This window comes from Herbinix luporum, assembly GCF_900070325.1.
Lineage (GTDB): Bacteria > Bacillota > Clostridia > Lachnospirales > Lachnospiraceae > Mobilitalea > Mobilitalea luporum.
Map to the genome: position 1 here is coordinate 2,560,028 of NZ_LN879430.1, position 17,392 is coordinate 2,577,419.

Below are 17,392 nucleotides of genomic sequence, written 5' to 3' on the forward strand. Positions count from 1 at the left end.
TTATATATTAATTTCCATATACCAGTATCCGAAATCTCCCTGCTTTAATTCCCTTTTTCGGATAGACTTAAAAAGTTCAAAACCAAACATTCTAGCCATAAACCGCTCCCTGTTATGATAAATACCCGGAACTCCAATAAAGTAGCGACATCCGTAACTATCTACCAGTTCCGCAAAAATTAAATGGTGATAACAATAGTAGCCATGAAGCAGAAAACTATTGTTACTTAAAATCCATAATTCTGCGGGGAGCATCCCTATATCTTTGGGTTCAATTTTTACACATCTTGTAACTTCATTATCTTCAAAAGGATAAATCCTGGGGTAATTATTGAATATCTTATTTAGCAGGGGATTAGAATCTTCTAGCTTATTGCTTTTTTGCATATTTATTGCTGCTATATCCTTTTCTAGACTTTCTTTCCCTGTAGTATTTTCCTTTGGAATATCTTTTTGTGCCCTTTCTTCCTCTGATCTAACATCTGTATTATCTACTGCTAAGTTTTCTTGTTTATTATCTTTAACTACTGTATTCTCTACTCTTTCATCTTTAGTTTCTGATTCTTTTGACTCATCTTCCTTTGCTATATCTTTTATATCCCTAACACTTTCTACTTCTTCCTTTTTAGTATCCATAAAGGCATCGGCAACTTTTACCTTATCTGCTTCAAGTTTGTTGTATCTTTCTACCATTTCCCATGGATTAATAGGCTTTCCATAATGTACAGGGTCCGCCACTTCTTTTATCTTCCATCCCCTAGGAAGCTTATATAATGGAATTTGTGGTTTTATATCCTTATCTTCCTCTTTACTTGCCATTTTTTTATCCCTAGCCTCTTTATTTGTATTGTCCTCCTTTATAAGATTATTGCCGGTAACTTCTTTTATAGCCTCTTTACTTATAACTTCTTCTTCAGAAACTTCTTTTTTACTGAAAGTAGTTTCCTTAGGGGGTTCTTGTACAAGTTTAGCATCACTTATAGGCTTTCCTGCCCCCTGTTTTAGGGCTTGTAAAACCTCTTCTAATATTACCGGCTTATCATCCCATTGGGTAGCATAAAATATTTTTGAATTTAGAAATAAGAGCATGCCTCCCATATCTGAAAATCCATATCCGGAATCCACAACATTATCTTCTTTTGCTGTTAATCTGCTGTCTATAAGTTGATTTTTAACAATACAATCTCCTAAATATATCAATTCCATTTCATCATTAGGCCTACAAATCAGATATGTAGGAAATATTCCGTCCAAAACCCCTTCCATCCGCATATGTATTGTAAATCTACATGTCCCCTTTCTAAGTTCTACCCGGGAAAAACCTACATTCTTTTTCTTTTCACCATTTTCGTATTCATACATATAGGATACAAATCTTTTATAATCAGCCAAATAATCACCCTCCCTTGCAATCCATACCTTAGGTTGTTTCATTTTCTATTCAATATATTCCATTAAATATGCCATTATGCCAAACCATGGCCATTATTAATTTTTTAGATACTAATAAGGTTCTCAAATACAAAAGCAGGTAGATTATTTATCCATATCGATTAATAAATCTACCTGCTTGTGGTCTTATTCTTTATCTTGTATTTGACTATGAAGCTCCTGAAGAGAATGAACTTTTGCTGCTTTATTAAACTTAATTTCCTTTATTCCTGCTATAGTTGCCTTAGCTGCAGCCATAGTGGTTACATAGCTTATTCTGGCCCTAATAGCTGCCTTTCTGATATAGCTGTCATCGTCGGCTCCTTTTTTATCAATGGGAGTATTGACAATAATATCTATCTGGCCATTGGCAATAGCATCTAATATATCCGGTCTGCCTTTGCCAAGCTTATGAATTTTTTCTGCAGGAATACCATGTTTAACAATCCTGTCATAGGTTCCCCCTGTTGCAAGGATGCTAAAACCACAGTCTATAAAGCCCTGTGCCACTTCCGGTAATTCCTCCTTATCCCTGTCATTTACACTTATAAGTACAGTTCCCGATAAAGGAAGACTGTGATCACCGGCCTCCTGGGCCTTATAAAATGCTTCTCCGAATGACTGAGCCAGGCCCAGTACTTCTCCTGTGGAGCGCATTTCAGGACCTAAAACCGGGTCAACTTCCGGGAACATATTAAAGGGAAATACCGCTTCCTTAACTCCGTAGTGGGTAAACTTCTTCTCTTTTAAGGCAGGGACCGGAGAAGGCCCTCCTAAAAATGAAGCTACCATAATCTCTGTGGCCAGTCTAACCATTTGTATATCACAAACCTTAGATACTAAGGGAACCGTTCTTGAAGCCCTGGGATTTGCCTCTAATACATAGACTTTATCATCCTCAATGGCGTATTGCATATTCATAAGTCCACAGACTTCCATTTCGTTTGCAATCTTAACAGTATATTCCTTTATAGTATCTAAATGCTCTTTCTTTATGTTTAAGGATGGTATAACACAGGCCGAATCACCGGAATGTATTCCCGCCAGTTCTATATGCTCCATTACTGCCGGTACAAATGCCTGTTTTCCGTCGCTAATAGCATCAGCTTCACATTCTAGGGCATTGTGCAAGAAACGGTCAATTAAAATGGGCCTATCCGGTGTAACACCCACAGCAGCCTCCATATAAATCTTAAGGCTTTCATCATCATGGACTATCTCCATGCCACGGCCTCCCAAAACATATGAGGGCCTTACCATAACCGGATATCCTATTCTTTTTGCTATTTGTAAAGCCTCATCTAAATTGGTAGCCATACCGGACTCCGGCATAGGTATATTAAGCTTATCCATCATTTCACGGAATCTATCCCTATCTTCAGCTAAGTCAATAGTCTCCGGTGTGGTTCCTAAAATATTGACTCCGTTTTTCTTTAATTGTGCCGCCAAATTAAGAGGGGTTTGTCCTCCGAACTGAGCAATAACACCTATAGGTTTTTCTTTCTCGTAAATACTAAGTACATCCTCAACTGTAAGGGGTTCAAAGTATAATCTATCGGATGTATCATAGTCCGTTGACACAGTCTCGGGATTGCAGTTAACTATAATTGTTTCTATTCCCATATCCCTAAGTGCAAATGCCGCATGAACACAGCAGTAATCAAATTCTATACCTTGACCTATGCGGTTAGGACCGCCCCCTAAAATCATCACCTTTTTATTGGAAGATGTAGCTTCTTTATCTTCATTTATGTGATAGGAGGAATAAAAGTATTTGGCATTGTCAGTACCGCTTACATGAATACTTCCCCAGCCCGCTGTAATATTAGCCTCTTTCCTTGCCTTTCTTATGGTATCTTCATCTATCATAAGAATCTGGCTTAGATATTTATCAGAAAAACCATTTTCCTTAGCCTGTCTTAATACTTCTTTTGGGGGAATCTGCCCTTGATATTTCTTTAAATTTTCCTCTTCTTCCACAAGTTCTTTCATCTGCCGGATAAAATATGGTTTAATTTTTGTTAATTCATAAAGCTCCTCTACACTTGCTCCCTTTTTTAGGGCTTCATACATAATAAATTGACGTTCACTGCTGGGAATATGAAGCATATCAAGAAGCTCTTCTTTATTTTTTTCCTCAAATTTATTTATATTTCCAAGACCGTACCTTCCAATCTCAAGACTGCGGATAGCTTTCAAAAAGGCCTCTTTATAGGTTTTTCCGATACTCATTACCTCTCCCACAGCCTTCATCTGAGTTCCCAGTCTATCTTTTGCCCCTTTAAACTTTTCAAAAGCCCAGCGGGCGTATTTAATAACCAAATGATCCCCATCCGGAACATATTTATCTAAGGTTCCATACTTACCACAAGGTATTTCATTAAGGGTAAGCCCTGCCGCTAACATGGCGGAAACTAGGGCTATGGGAAAACCTGTAGCCTTAGAAGCTAAAGCCGATGAACGGGAGGTTCTTGGGTTTATTTCAATTACGCATATTCTGCCGCTTACAGGATCATAGGCAAATTGCACATTGGTACCACCTATTACACCAATTGCATCTACAATTTTATAGGCCTGTCTTTGAAGTTCCATCTGAACTTCCTTAGGAATAGTCAACATAGGTGCACAGCAAATGGAATCTCCTGTATGGACACCGAGAGGATCTATATTTTCAATAAAGCATACCGTTATCATATTACCGGCAGCATCTCTTATTATCTCCAGCTCCAACTCATCCCAACCCAGTATAGACTCTTCAACTAAAACCTGGCCTACCATACTTGCCTGTAATCCCCTAGAGACTACGGTTTTTAGCTCATCCACATTATATACCAGGCCGCCCCCTGCGCCGCCCATGGTATAAGCCGGCCTAATTACAACCGGATAAGATAATTTCTCGGCTATGGCTAAGGCTTCTTCTACCGAATAGGCAACCTCACTTCTTGCCATCTCTATCCCCAGTGAGTCCATGGTTTTTTTAAATTCAACCCTGTCTTCACCCCTTTCAATAGCTTCAACCTGTACACCGATTACCTTAACATTATATTTTTTTAATACTCCTGCCTTATCAAGTTCTGAACATAAATTTAGGCCGGATTGCCCACCTAGATTAGGAAGAAGTGCATCTGGCCGCTCTTTTTCTATAATATAGGTCAGTCTTTCTACATTCAAAGGCTCTATATAGGTTACGTCTGCAGTTTGAGTATCTGTCATAATAGTTGCAGGGTTTGAATTAACTAAAATAACCTTATACCCTAATTTTTTTAGAGCTTTACATGCCTGGGTACCTGAATAATCGAATTCACATGCTTGTCCGATAACAATAGGTCCCGATCCTATAATTAATACCTTGTGAATGTCTGTCCGCTTACTCATATAATCCTCCTTAAAATAATTAAATCATTATATCATTAGCATCCTTTAGATTTAATAAAAATGGGCAAAAAAAATTTGTCATTTTCTTTTTTTGCGCCTTCTCTATTTATTTCTATATATATTAATTGAAACTTTGTAATTATGCAACAGTAATTTTAAAAATTTTACCTATTATAGCAAATGCCATATTATTTTCATAATATGGCATTTGCTATAATCTTAAGATTTCTCAGAAAGATAGTTGGCAATGTTTATAAACTGCTCTAAGCTTAAGGACTCACCCCTAATATCCTTTGCAAGCCCTGAAGCGGTCAAGGCTTCTAAGATTAAATCTTTACTAAAGGATAGACCTTCATAATTATATATTCCATTAACCAATGTTTTTCTTCTTTGATTAAATGAAGCACGGATTAATGAGAACAATAGGCTTTCATCCTTAACATCATAAGGGGGTTTTTTGTGAGGAGTCAGACATATTACAGCAGAGCCCACTTTTGGACGGGGCATAAAACAATTTGGAGGTACATTAGCTGCAATATATGGCTTGGCATAGTATTGTACGACCAATGACAAGGCACCATAATCCTTTGAGCCCGGAATGGCCCGAATTCGGTCAGCCACCTCTTTTTGAATCATAATAGTTATACCGGATAATGGAATATGTTTTTCAAACAGGTCCATAATAATCGGTGTTGTTATATAATAGGGAAGGTTGGCAACTACCTTAATAGGCCTATTGTTATTTTCCTCCTTGATTAAAGAGACTAAATCCACTTTAAGAATATCTTCATTTAATACCCTGACATTGTCATAGGCTGCCAAAGTCTCTTCTAAAATAGGAATCAGCATCTTATCAATCTCTACCGCCACAACCTTACCGGCTCTTTCACATAGATATTGAGTAAGGGTACCGATTCCGGGACCTATCTCCAAGACAAAATCATCTTTGGTAATTTCAGCAGCATTCACAATCTTTTCTAGGACATGGGTGTCTATCAGAAAATTTTGTCCGAACTTTTTCTGAAATACAAACTTGTATTTATTTAAAATTTCAATTGTGTTTTTAGGATTTCCTAGTTTGTCCATTTATGTTCCTTTCATTAAAATAGAACTTTTTGGCGTTTTCATTTGTTATATGAATTACCGTATCATAATCTATATTTTTTATTCTTGCTATTTCCTTAGCAATATAGGGAAGGTTAAGGGAACTGTTTCTTTTCCCCCTATATGGAACCGGTGATAGATATGGGCAATCAGTTTCAAGTACTAACTGCTCTAAGGGGGCATATTCAACCACTTCTTTTAGTTTTCTTCCGTTAGTAAAAGTTACTACTCCCCCTATTCCCAAATAAAATCCCATATTTAGATACTGCCTAGCTTGTTCTACTCCGTATCCAAAGCAGTGAATAATAGCTCCTAACTCTTCTGCTTTTGCTTCCTTCATCATATTAAAGGTGTCATTAGCGGCATCTCGACTATGAATTACCAGGGGCAAAGATAATTCTTTTGCCATCTCCATCTGTCTTGCAAACCATTTTTTTTGCGTATCTCTATCTGGAGTGTCCCAGTAATAATCTAAGCCAATTTCACCTATTGCTACCACCTTTTTATGCATTGCTCTATCTTTTAGCCATGAAAATCTGTCTTCATCCATATGGGCAGTCTCTCCGGGATGGATTCCTACGGCTGCATATATATATTCATAATTTTTTGCAAGATCAATGGACTTATCCACAGTCTCTATTGATGAACTGATATTTACTACATATTCAATATTGTTTTTTGGAAGACTGTCAAGAAGTTCCTTCCTATCTTCATCAAATGCTTCATCTTCATAATGAGCATGGGTTTCAAATATCATTTGTACTACCTCATTTTAACAATTTTTCTTTTATTATGTATCTGGTCTATTATACAATAGCTTTTTCTTCAAAACAATATATATCATAAGACTAAATAAAAAGGTAAAATAGGAGGTTGTCCCTGTTTTTTATCTTGGAACATCCTCCCACCCTATTATATTAGGGTTTTTAATAAATATTTTATTTTAAATTATTTTGTGGACTAATTCCTTCTTTTCTTACATTATGCTCCTGATTTTGATTTTCAGGTTTTACCGAATTGGTAATGCTATTAAACTTTTCTTGTGATCTTTTTTGTCTTTGTTTTTCTCTTTTATCTTTATCCACTAATTTCACCTCATAATTAGTATGATAATTCGAAAGAAAAATATGTGCAAAAAATTAATTAACAATTTCCCACATAAACATATTTTAAATTTTGTCTTGCAATTTCTGCCAGATGATAGACTGTTTCTATGGGAGTTGCATCTTTGTCCCTCATCTTCCACCTTGGAAAAAACCGTGTAATATGAAGGGGAATATCAGGTCTAATATCTGATATCCACTTTGATAACTCTTTTATTTCTTCTACCCTATCATTTTCACCGGGAACAATAAGGGTGGTTATTTCAACATGACAGCTTTTAGCAGCAATTTTTATGGTGTTTTTAACAGTATCTAAATTACCCTTTACCATCTTGTAAAAATCGTCAGAAAATGACTTTAAATCGATATTAAAAGCATCAATTAGGGGAATAAGTTCTCTTAAGGGTTCTTCGCATATATAACCTGCGGTTACTACCACATTCTTAAGTCCTCTTTTTTTTGCAAGCTCTCCACAGTCTTTTACGAATTCAAAACCTATTAAAGGCTCGTTATAAGTATATGCAATACCTATATTGCCTCTTCCTATCAAATCACAGGCTTTTTCAACCAAGCTTTGGCAGCTTATCTGGCTATAACTAACCTCACTATTTTTTGACATGGAAATCTCATTGTTTTGGCAAAAAGGACAGCGCAGGTTACAGCCGTAACTTCCCACAGACAGGATTTTGCTGCCGGGATAATAATGGTACAGGGGCTTTTTTTCTATAGGATCAAGTGCCATGGCAGTTACCTTACCATAATTTTCACTGACTACTTTACCCCCTTTGCAGATTCTTCCTCTGCAAAAGCCCACTTGCCCTTCCTCAAGCTTGCATCTGTGGGGACAAACTCTGCATTCTATCTTCAATAATGCCTCACCACCTCAAATCTTTCTATTTTTATATCCTCATTCTTATATATTCCGGCCTTTCTTTTGGCAATGGATATTTGTTCTTCAACAGTATTAACATTGTCTAAATTCGGTAATAATAAGCCTTTTTTTCTGCCGGAACTTACTATGATACCGTATCGTTTTACATCTAGTTCATCTATGGATGATACAGGCTCAGGCTCTGAAAGTACATCTACGCTATAGACCAAATCTATCAACTCATCTTCACTGACAGGGGGAAAACGAGGATCCTCTAGTCCGGCACTTACTGCATTTCTAATTATCTCTTGGGCTAGGCTATTTGTAACCGGTTGTATTGTTCCGATACAGCCCCTAAGCTCTCCGTGCCTTTTTAAGGATACAAATACCCCTGCCCTATTCTTTATCATTTCCTCCGGAAGATTATCCGGTATTTCAGGAAATTTCCCGGTCCTAACATAAGTTTCTAAGGATAGTCTAGCTAATTTTACATAAAGATCTTCATTTTTTTGCTTTTCCTTTGCAGTTCTTATCTGTTCCTTCTCGAATATAATGTCAAAATGCCTTTCATCATCCTCACCTATAATCTTATAAGCACATATTGCATATCCGACCCCAAAAGTTCCTTCATAAGATAAGAAATTTGCTTCTACTTTCAAGCCACTTAAAGCCCCGGCCATGATAATAAAGGAACGATGGCCGCATTCTGCCGCCGCCTCACAAAAGTCAGAAGAAAAGGTTAAGAATTTTAAAAAGTCTCCTTTTTTCATGGCCTGACAAATCTCTTCATCAAACTCTACTCCTTCTTTTGCAAAACCATAGGGTCCCTCTTCTTTAAGTTTATGGGATAAATCACCGCTTGCAACAAAAACTATTTTTCTATTAAGCTTATGGGCAGTCTCCTTTATACATCTACCCAGTCTATAATGATCTAAGACCGAAAGTCCGGAAAGCCCAATTCGCACCAACTTATAGTCCTTTAGATACTTATTGATAAAATATAAGGGAACCATAGTTCCGTGGTCTAAGCTAGGATCCTTCTCCCCTAATGTTCCTGCTTCTATCTGCCTTCTTTCTGCCAATGCTTCCAGTTCCTCTACAAATATCTCATCATATTCAGTAGAAAAAGATACCTGCTTAGCACCAAACCTTTCAAAATTTCCTTCTGCACCTTGACCAGGAGATATATGAAAATAATCGGAATATAAAATGGTATGAGGTGTTGTTATTACTATGGTATCAGGATTAAGATCTGCTATTTGTTTTGCTATCTGATGATAACTGTCAACTGTTTTTTGAATCTTTCTTTCTTCTCCTCCTCCAATATCAGGTATAATCAAAGGGGGATGGGGAACAATAAATGCACCTAATATAGACATAGCTTCACCTTCCCTTCTCATAAATACACTACTTGTCCTATTGTAATAGATTCTACCTCTTTTGCCCTAAATATGCAATAAAGCCATTTTTTATAATGACTTTAGAAAACCAAATTTGTTATAATTACACTGGCTATAGTTCCGACTAAAGTAGCTACAAGAGCACCTACTAGGGTATATCTAGTTTTTTTCACTCCGGCCGCCATAAAATAAACGGCCATAGTATAAAAAATAGTTTCTGTACTACTTAATATTATTGATACCAAACGTCCTAGGTAGGAATCCGGTCCATATTCTTTATATATATCAAGTAGTAAGCTGGTAGCTGCAGAGGATGAGAACATTTTAACTAAAACAATAGGTACAAGCTCTGAAGGAAAATGAAGTCTTTCGGTAAAAGGTTTTAATAGATTCGATAGTATATCTAGGGCTCCTGAGGCTCTTAATATGCCTATGGCAACCATAAGCCCTATAAGGGTAGGCAATATATCTATAACCACCTTAAAACCCTCTTTAGCGCCCTTTATGAACTCATCATATATAGGGGTTTTTGTAAGTAATCCCAGCCCTATAATATAAAAAATTATAAATGGCATTATATAATCAGAAAGATATATTATAAATTTCATATTATCCCCTCTTTTTTAATGATAATCCTAAGCTTCAAAATTAATGGTGTCCATTTATACCTTTGCTTATTTTTCTTGCCGTAACAGCAAAGATTACTCCCGCCAAAGTAGATATACTTGTAGCTGCAATTGCAGCCGTTAAAATTTCTGCAGGATTTACTGAGCCATACTGACTTCTATATGCTATAATGTTCACAGGAATTAGTTGGAGAGAAGAAATATTTACAATTAAAAAAGTGCACATATCATAGCTGGCTATTTCCTTGTTGTGGTTAAGTTTTTTTAACTCCTTCATAGCCATTAATCCCATGGGGGTAGCAGCCCAGCCTAGACCTAAGATATTGGCAATCATATTTGAAGCTATATATTCATTTACCACATGCCCCTTTGGCAAATCTGGGAAAAGGAAAGCTATAATTGGTCTTAATGCCTTTGTCATTGATGCCACTAAACCACATTTTTTTGCCACCTGCATCATTCCTGTCCACATAGCCATTATTCCCAACATAGTTACACATAGGGAAACTGCTTCTTTAGATGAGTTGATTGCAGCATTGCTAACCTTTGGTATATTACCATTTAAAGCCCCTACAACAATACCAATAAGAATCATAAAACCCCATAGATAATTTAACAAAATAAAACTCCTTTAAATCTTATTTATAAACTATATTCAAAAAAAAAAGAATAATGTCCTTAAGCTGCTTAATTATAGTTGATTTTGCCACCCTTTTACATATATTGTTTAAAATGTGCTACCTTTTGACAATTATTTTAGTTGACAATGAATTTACTCTATGGTATCTTATATAAATGCTATATACAAAAAATGTAAGCTTTTTTAAAAAAAAATCGAATTAGTGTATAGCAATATCCCCAATATACTTGAGAAAAGGAGGCCAAAAAATGAAAGGTACAGGCATTGTAAGAAGACTCGATGAGCTGGGAAGAATCACACTTCCTATCGAGCTAAGAAGGACTTTAGGAGTAGGTGAAAGAGATCCCTTGGAAATCTATGTTGATGAGGGAAGAATCATTCTCCAAAAGTATGAACCTGCTGATATCTTCACAGGTAGCAAAGATAATCTAATTGATTATCATGACAAAAAAGTTTCTAAAGAATCAATTATCGAGTTGGCAAAATTAGCTGGCATCATCGAATAGCTTACATATTCACATTTAAAAGTGGGTGTCCCAGATAATGAAATTATTATCTGGGACACCCACTTTATTGTTTATGATTTAAATTAATCATGTCCATATTGATAGCTATATTCGTACTCAAATGATTTTGTTATCTCTTCTTCGCTTGTATATTTTTCCCTTTTCCATTCCACTCCATCTAAATAATATGACTTTTTTATTTCCTCTCCTTCTGTTCCATATATGAACATACCGGAAGATTTTGTGGTTAATTTTTTCTTGTTACCTCTCTTATCACTAATAGTAATCTCTTCCACTGTCTTTCCCATACCATTGGGCATATCAAGATTCCATTCACCCTGATAATAACGCCAGCCAGACTTGTTTTTATTTTCTATTAGCTCAAATCGTATTCCTACACCATCTTTTTTCTTATCTTTAAATCCACCGACATAGACATTGTATCTATCGGTTATCAACAAGCACTGCCCCATAGATAAATTCACACTACCGGATGGACTATAGTAAACAGGTGTCTCTTTTGCTATATTATTAATGAAAAAGTCGTCTTTCAATATTTTGATTATGGCTTCTACATTCACTTCATTTAAAGCATCATAAAGTTCATTTAGCATCTTTTCTTTTTTAAGCTTTAATGCAATTAAGTCATTGACTTTTTTTAGTATATCCTTAGCTTCCTTACTTTTATATTTGGCCAAATAACTATCAAGAAGCTTTTTAGCTTTATCATACTCCTTTTTCGTAATATAAATCTCTGCCATTTGCTTATATGCCGTATCCTTTTCCGGTATAAGGGACTTGGCTTCACTAAGTCTTTTTAAGGCTTCATCGTAATTTTCCTGATATATGTATTCCGATGCTTTATTAATGATTTCTTCATACTTAAGCTCTTTTAGATGCTTATCGACCTGATTCAACATTTTTTTTAGTTTTTCTGACTCTGTTAAGGCAAGGCCTTCTTGAATTTCTTCCTTGGCCAAATCGTATTTTTCCATAGCTATATATGATTCAACTATTTTTACGTAAGAAATATCCTCCCTGCTTTTAATCAGCTTTGCCTTTTCATATTCATCAATTGCCTTATTATATTCTTTGTTAGAAAAATAGGTATCACCATAAGAAATCAGTTGATTGAAATTATAATCTGATTTTCTGGCCGTAATATCTTCTATTTTTTCCTTAACTAAAGTTGTTTTTTTATCCTCATATAGGCTTCTTAAAACTTCTAGGGCTTTATCATATTCGTGAATCCCTGCATAAGCTTCTGCCAGTCCAACAGACAATAATTCCTCATCACCATATTTCATAGACATTGCTTTTTGATAAGCTTCTATAGCCTCATTATAGTTTCCGGACTCCAATAATTCTTGGGCCATAACTGTTTGTTTATCACATTTTTTTCTTTCAACATAAGCATTGTATATAAATATAGCTGCTAAGGTGAACATAAATCCCGAAAAGATAAATGCCGCCAAGCCCTTTTTATTCACATTTAATACATAGCAAAACATTTTTGCACCTCCAAAAGATGCTTCCATCTTACTTTAATCATTCCATCAAAATTGTTCATTTACCAATTCCTTATAAACATCCCGCTTACTAATTCCTCTATCTTTAGCAACCATTTTCATGGCTTCTTTTTTCTCTATTCCCTGATCCATATATATTCTCATATGTTGGGGAATGGTTTTCTCCTCCCATAGAACTTGTTTTTCCGCTTCAAGTTCCTCAAAAGACTTTCCCTCAATAATTACTACATACTCTCCCTTAGCATCATTGCTTTTGTAATACTCTATGGCTTCTATAAAACTTGTCCTTAAAATAGTCTCATGTACCTTTGTTAATTCCCTGATAATAGTAATATTACGGTTACCTAAAGCCTCATATAGTTCTTTTAATGTCCTTTGTAATCTATGGGGAGCCTCATATAAAATAATGGTCCTTGTATCCTTAATAAGTTCATCTATAATCATACGCCTTTCTTTCTTATCATGGGGTAAAAAGGCTTCAAATGAAAATCTTCTGGTAGAAAGACCTGATAGGGTCAGTCCGGTTATAAGTGCACAAGGTCCCGGTAAAGATGTAACCTGAATTCCGGCATCGTAAGCTTGTTTAACTAATTCCTCACCGGGATCGGATATAGCCGGAGTTCCTGCGTCAGTTATCAGTGCTATGTTTTTGCCGGATAATAATTGGTCTACAAGATATCTTGCCTTATCTATTTTATTATGCTCATGATAGCTTGTCATAGGAGTATCTATTTTATAATAATTTAAAAGTTTCCGGCTGTGTCTGGTATCTTCCGCAGCAATCAAGTCAACCTCTTTCAAAGTCCTTATAACTCTAAATGTAATGTCTTCCAAATTACCGATGGGAGTAGCACACAAGTATAATATTCCGCCCATTCTACCATACCTTTCTTTTTATAAAATATCAAAGGGTCTATTGATTATCATAACCGTATATTTGAAGAATTTCATCGGTATAGACACCGGGCTCCTTATATACTATTAAGGGATTTTCCACTTTTAGATTTCTTCCTCCCCCTTTAACAAATTCCATAAGAACCATATTAGGCTCCCTATCAATATAAGGGTATACCAATCTCATCCTCTTAGCCTCTAACTTATATACACAACATGTATTAATAATATCTACTAACCTAAAAGGCCTGTGAACCATATAAAATCTTCCATTTGGTTTTAAAAGCCTAGAAGTCTCTCGAATAAGATCATCTAAAGTACAAAGTATTTCATGTCTGGCTATGGCTTTTGCATTATTGGGATTTACAATCCCATGGCTGTGATTCATATAAGGAGGATTACTAGTTACAACATCAAAGGAAGCCGTACCAAATATCCTAGAGGCCTCCTTGATATCACCATACACAATATCAATTTTATCTTCCAGTCGGTTTAGGATAACGCTACGCCTGGCCATATCCACACTTTCTTCTTGTATTTCTAAACCGGTAAAGTGAAGACCCTTGGTTTTGGCCTCCAAAAGAATTGGTATAATACCGGTTCCTGTTCCCAAATCAATTACTGTTTCTTCCGACAATACCTTGGCAAAGCCCGTAAGTAGTACCGCATCCATTCCAAAACAAAACTTCCCCGTATTTTGTATGATTTTATAATTATTTCTGTGGAGTTCATCTAGACGTTCTCCACTTTTTAATAATCTATTTAAATTATCCATTTTACTCATCATCAAGAAGTGATTTACCCTCTTTTTTCTCCAAAAGTTCAAGTTCTCTTAATTCTTCGTCATCGATATTATTTATCTTATCTTTTTTCTTCTTCGGTTTAAATATTAAATCATCAACCTTATATTCACGGACTTCTTTTTCATCATTTTCCAGTGTTACTATAACCTTAACCATCTGTTTTAGTACACTGACACTCTGAACCTCACCCTTAAGATTATCCTTAGTAGTAACTTGATCTCCCACATCCGGAAGTTTTGCATTAAGCTCCTCATAGGCTTCTTGCTCATTTTTTAAGCAACACATTAATCTGCCACATACCCCTGATATTTTAGTAGGATTAAGAGATAGATTCTGTTCTTTTGCCATTTTAATAGACACCGGTGAAAATTCAGACAAATGGGAATTACAACAAAGGTTTCTTCCGCAGATACCTATTCCCCCCACAATTTTAGTCTCATCTCTTACACCGATTTGCCTAAGTTCTATTCTTGTTTTAAATACTGAAGCCAAATCCTTGACTAATTCCCTAAAATCGATTCTTCCGTCTGCCGTGAAATAAAATAATACTTTATTATTATCAAATGTATACTCTGAATCAATTAACTTCATCTCTAAACCATGTTTTTTTATTTTTTCAAGACAGATTTGGAATGCTTCTTTTTCCTTCTCCTTATTCCTTTTTTCTATCTCGTCATCCTCTGGGGTTGCCGGGCGGATTACCGGCTTTAAGGGTTGAACTATTTTATCATCTTCTATTTCTCTTTGCCCTAAAACAACCTTTCCGTATTCCACGCCTCTGGCTGTTTCTACGATAACATTGTCTCCTGCTTGTATATCAAAACCTGCCGGGTCAAAATAATATATTTTACCTGCTTTCCTAAACCTAACTCCTATAACATTAGACATTATAATTCTCCTTTATGTTGAGTAACATCAGTTCTATAGTTATGTCAAAATTAACATTTGCTCTTAATTTAATTTTTGCCTCTTCCATGGAATTTATAATATTTTCAATTTGATCATAGCTTCTGATATTTGCCTGTTTTCTAATGGTCTGATATTCCTCTTTAAATAATAAAAGATTAGGATCACTAGTTGCCTTTAGCATAAGAACATCTCTAAACCATAGGGTCATAATATCGATATATTCATCAATAGATGACTTGTTTTCTGAGATGCTTTTTATTCCGGATATGATTTCGTGAATCTCCATATCGTCTATATATCTTAAAATATGAAAAACATCTTCTTTTCTATTCTCAAACTCTTCAGAGGATCCGTATTTTATGGCCTTTCCAACATTTCCTCCTGAAAAATTAGCTGAAATTTCTGCTTTATAATCCGGTATCTTACACTTATCCATTAAAAATTCCTTAATTAATTGCTTATTAACCGGCTTTAAATTTAATAAAACACATCGTGATAAAATGGTGGGTAAAAGATGATGTATATTGCTGGCCAGTAGTATAATAACTGCATACTCCGGAGGTTCTTCAATAGTCTTTAATAATGCATTTTGAGCATTTTCAGTCATTTTATCTGCAGAATCAATTATATATATCTTATAAGGACTTTGATATGGTTTTACCTGAATATCCCCATTGATTTGTCTACGGATATCATCCACACCTATGCTGGATTTCTCATGGGTTATCCACAAAATATCGGGATTATTCCCACTATCCGTTTGTATACAAGACTTACACTTGTTACAGGAATTGATATTTCCCTCTATACATTGCAGAGTTTTTGCAAAAGCTGTGGCAAGGGTTTTCTTACCCATACCTTCTTCTCCATGAAAAATATAAGCGTGGGAAACCTTACCTGATAAAATAGCGTTTTGCAAATGATTAATTATACTGGCATGCCCTATGATTTGGGAAAAATCATACATCTAACCACCTCATATTTTTTAGGTTATTATATCTATTAAAAGTCCTCTGATTTCATCAATCTTATTTAAAATTACAATATGATCCTTTTCATCTTTAATCAGCTCCATTGCAAGCTCGTCCAGTTCTTTGTTAACCAATTTGATCATAGTGTAAACCCTATGTCTACCTTTTCTGTCAAGAAAATTTTCACGGGTAAACTTATGGGATCTACTTACAATTTCATTCATAAAATCTCTTATTAAGGCTCTATAATGCTTCATATCTCGTACATCCATATGCTTGCCTAATTTTTTGCCTTGTGCCGATATTTCTTCCAGCATAAAATTTAATCTGGCTTGGAGATTTTGATCCTCAATATGGGAGATTAAGGTGAATTTAAAAGAACCATCCGACTGGGAAAGTGGAGGCTTGTTAATAGCTTGATTCACCTGTTGTAATTGATTTACCTTAATATCCATAGGATTTCTCCTTACTATAAAAATTAACAGATTAGTACATGATTAGTATATCATATTTAATCACACTTTAAAGTGTTTTTTCTAATTCTTGTAATTTTTTATGTCATTTATAATTTCCTGAATACATTTATCAATATCTATATTCTGATATTTTTTTCTTATCCCATACTTTGCTATGTTTTCTTCTGAAAAATCCTCATTATCTGCCAGAAATCTTCTACATAATTCTGCATAGCTTGGGCAATCCTGTTTCATTTCTCTACTTACAGCCCTCATAAGCCGTATACCGTCATCTACTTCTATATAAATAGGTATAACCTTATCATGGCCAAAATAGTCTCTGATTTGTCCGTAACTGTCCAAGGTTCCCAACATAAGATAATCATACTTTTCTATATCAATTTGGCCATCGTATACCGTAAAATAATGCCAGGGACCATGAACAGTATTATATGTTCTATGTTCTATAACCTTGTTTTGTTTTTTAAGTTCATTAAGTTTTGCTTCATCAACAAAGAAATATTCTATTCCGTCTGTTTCAGATACTCTGATTGGCCTTGTGGTATAGGTAACCACAGTTTTTAAATTTAACTGCTTATGCTCTAAGAGCTTTTTATATATAGTATCCTTGCCTGATGCGCTTTTTCCCATGATAATATATATTTTAGACATATTTAGGCCCTTTCTTAATTTGTCACTTTCACAACTATAGTACTATATTTTTATCTTATTTGTAAATATTAATAATTGCAAGGAAGCCCCAACCCTACTATTA

17 protein-coding genes are annotated in these 17,392 nt (G+C 35.2%); 1 reads left to right on the plus strand and 16 read right to left on the minus strand.

Features of this window, described 5'->3' with window-relative positions; all coding sequences use genetic code 11:
* The 9 genes from SD1D_RS11815 to SD1D_RS11850 form a co-directional block, all read right to left on the minus strand.
* Positions 1-1,392 (minus strand): DUF6128 domain-containing protein, encoded by a 1,392-nt coding sequence (locus tag SD1D_RS11815; RefSeq protein ID WP_157893130.1) that lies wholly within the window; start codon positions 1,390-1,392, stop codon positions 1-3.
* 186 nt (positions 1,393-1,578) lie between these two features.
* The gene (gene carB, locus SD1D_RS11820) at positions 1,579-4,806 is read right to left on the minus strand and encodes a carbamoyl-phosphate synthase large subunit (protein WP_058259100.1); all 3,228 of its coding nucleotides are present in this window, start codon (positions 4,804-4,806) and stop codon (positions 1,579-1,581) included.
* Positions 4,807-5,025: 219 nt separating this feature from the next.
* Positions 5,026-5,892, minus strand: a complete 867-nt coding sequence (rsmA, locus tag SD1D_RS11825) for a 16S rRNA (adenine(1518)-N(6)/adenine(1519)-N(6))-dimethyltransferase RsmA (RefSeq protein ID WP_058259101.1) — start codon at positions 5,890-5,892, stop codon at positions 5,026-5,028.
* Positions 5,870-6,667 carry a TatD family hydrolase gene (locus SD1D_RS11830; RefSeq protein WP_058259102.1) on the minus strand — a complete coding sequence of 266 codons (798 nt, stop codon included), beginning with the start codon at positions 6,665-6,667 and terminating at the stop codon, positions 5,870-5,872. The genes rsmA and SD1D_RS11830 overlap by 23 nt, the downstream gene beginning before the upstream one ends.
* A gap of 181 nt (positions 6,668-6,848) precedes the next feature.
* Complete coding sequence (locus SD1D_RS12295; RefSeq protein WP_173803201.1) at positions 6,849-6,995, minus strand: hypothetical protein; 147 nt, start codon at positions 6,993-6,995, stop codon at positions 6,849-6,851.
* A 58-nt stretch (positions 6,996-7,053) separates the two neighbouring features.
* On the minus strand, positions 7,054-7,881 hold the full coding sequence (gene amrS, locus SD1D_RS11835) for an AmmeMemoRadiSam system radical SAM enzyme (protein ID WP_058259103.1): 828 nt from the start codon (positions 7,879-7,881) through the stop codon (positions 7,054-7,056).
* On the minus strand, positions 7,878-9,263 hold the full coding sequence (gene amrA, locus SD1D_RS11840) for an AmmeMemoRadiSam system protein A (protein ID WP_058259265.1): 1,386 nt from the start codon (positions 9,261-9,263) through the stop codon (positions 7,878-7,880). Before amrA ends, amrS begins: the two co-directional genes overlap by 4 nt.
* Positions 9,264-9,364: 101 nt before the next feature.
* On the minus strand, positions 9,365-9,892 hold the full coding sequence (locus tag SD1D_RS11845) for a spore maturation protein (protein ID WP_058259104.1): 528 nt from the start codon (positions 9,890-9,892) through the stop codon (positions 9,365-9,367).
* Positions 9,893-9,932: 40 nt separating this feature from the next.
* Positions 9,933-10,529, minus strand: coding sequence for a nucleoside recognition protein (locus tag SD1D_RS11850; RefSeq protein ID WP_058259105.1), 597 nt, complete (start codon positions 10,527-10,529; stop codon positions 9,933-9,935).
* A gap of 269 nt (positions 10,530-10,798) precedes the next feature.
* On the opposite strand from SD1D_RS11850, the gene SD1D_RS11855 reads away from it, so the two are divergent.
* Positions 10,799-11,056 (plus strand): AbrB/MazE/SpoVT family DNA-binding domain-containing protein, encoded by a 258-nt coding sequence (locus tag SD1D_RS11855; protein WP_058259106.1) that lies wholly within the window; start codon positions 10,799-10,801, stop codon positions 11,054-11,056.
* Between the two features lie 83 nt (positions 11,057-11,139).
* Here the strand turns inward: SD1D_RS11855 and SD1D_RS11860 are convergent, their stop codons facing one another.
* The 7 genes from SD1D_RS11860 to SD1D_RS11890 form a co-directional block, all read right to left on the minus strand.
* Positions 11,140-12,567: a tetratricopeptide repeat protein gene (locus SD1D_RS11860; RefSeq protein ID WP_058259107.1), complete on the minus strand. Its 1,428-nt coding sequence runs from the start codon at positions 12,565-12,567 to the stop codon at positions 11,140-11,142.
* A gap of 45 nt (positions 12,568-12,612) precedes the next feature.
* Positions 12,613-13,461 (minus strand): 16S rRNA (cytidine(1402)-2'-O)-methyltransferase, encoded by an 849-nt coding sequence (rsmI, locus tag SD1D_RS11865; protein WP_058259108.1) that lies wholly within the window; start codon positions 13,459-13,461, stop codon positions 12,613-12,615.
* Between the two features lie 37 nt (positions 13,462-13,498).
* A complete protein-coding gene (locus SD1D_RS11870) occupies positions 13,499-14,254 on the minus strand; it encodes a tRNA1(Val) (adenine(37)-N6)-methyltransferase (RefSeq protein ID WP_058259266.1) in 756 nt (251 codons plus the stop codon).
* Between the two features lies 1 nt (position 14,255).
* Positions 14,256-15,170 (minus strand): PSP1 domain-containing protein, encoded by a 915-nt coding sequence (locus SD1D_RS11875; RefSeq protein ID WP_058259109.1) that lies wholly within the window; start codon positions 15,168-15,170, stop codon positions 14,256-14,258.
* On the minus strand, positions 15,163-16,158 hold the full coding sequence (holB, locus tag SD1D_RS11880) for a DNA polymerase III subunit delta' (protein ID WP_058259110.1): 996 nt from the start codon (positions 16,156-16,158) through the stop codon (positions 15,163-15,165). Before holB ends, SD1D_RS11875 begins: the two co-directional genes overlap by 8 nt.
* An 18-nt stretch (positions 16,159-16,176) precedes the next feature.
* Complete coding sequence (locus tag SD1D_RS11885) at positions 16,177-16,617, minus strand: YaaR family protein (RefSeq protein WP_058259111.1); 441 nt, start codon at positions 16,615-16,617, stop codon at positions 16,177-16,179.
* Positions 16,618-16,698: 81 nt separating this feature from the next.
* A complete protein-coding gene (locus SD1D_RS11890) occupies positions 16,699-17,289 on the minus strand; it encodes a nucleoside/nucleotide kinase family protein (RefSeq protein ID WP_058259112.1) in 591 nt (196 codons plus the stop codon).
* Positions 17,290-17,392: the final 103 nt, after the last annotated feature.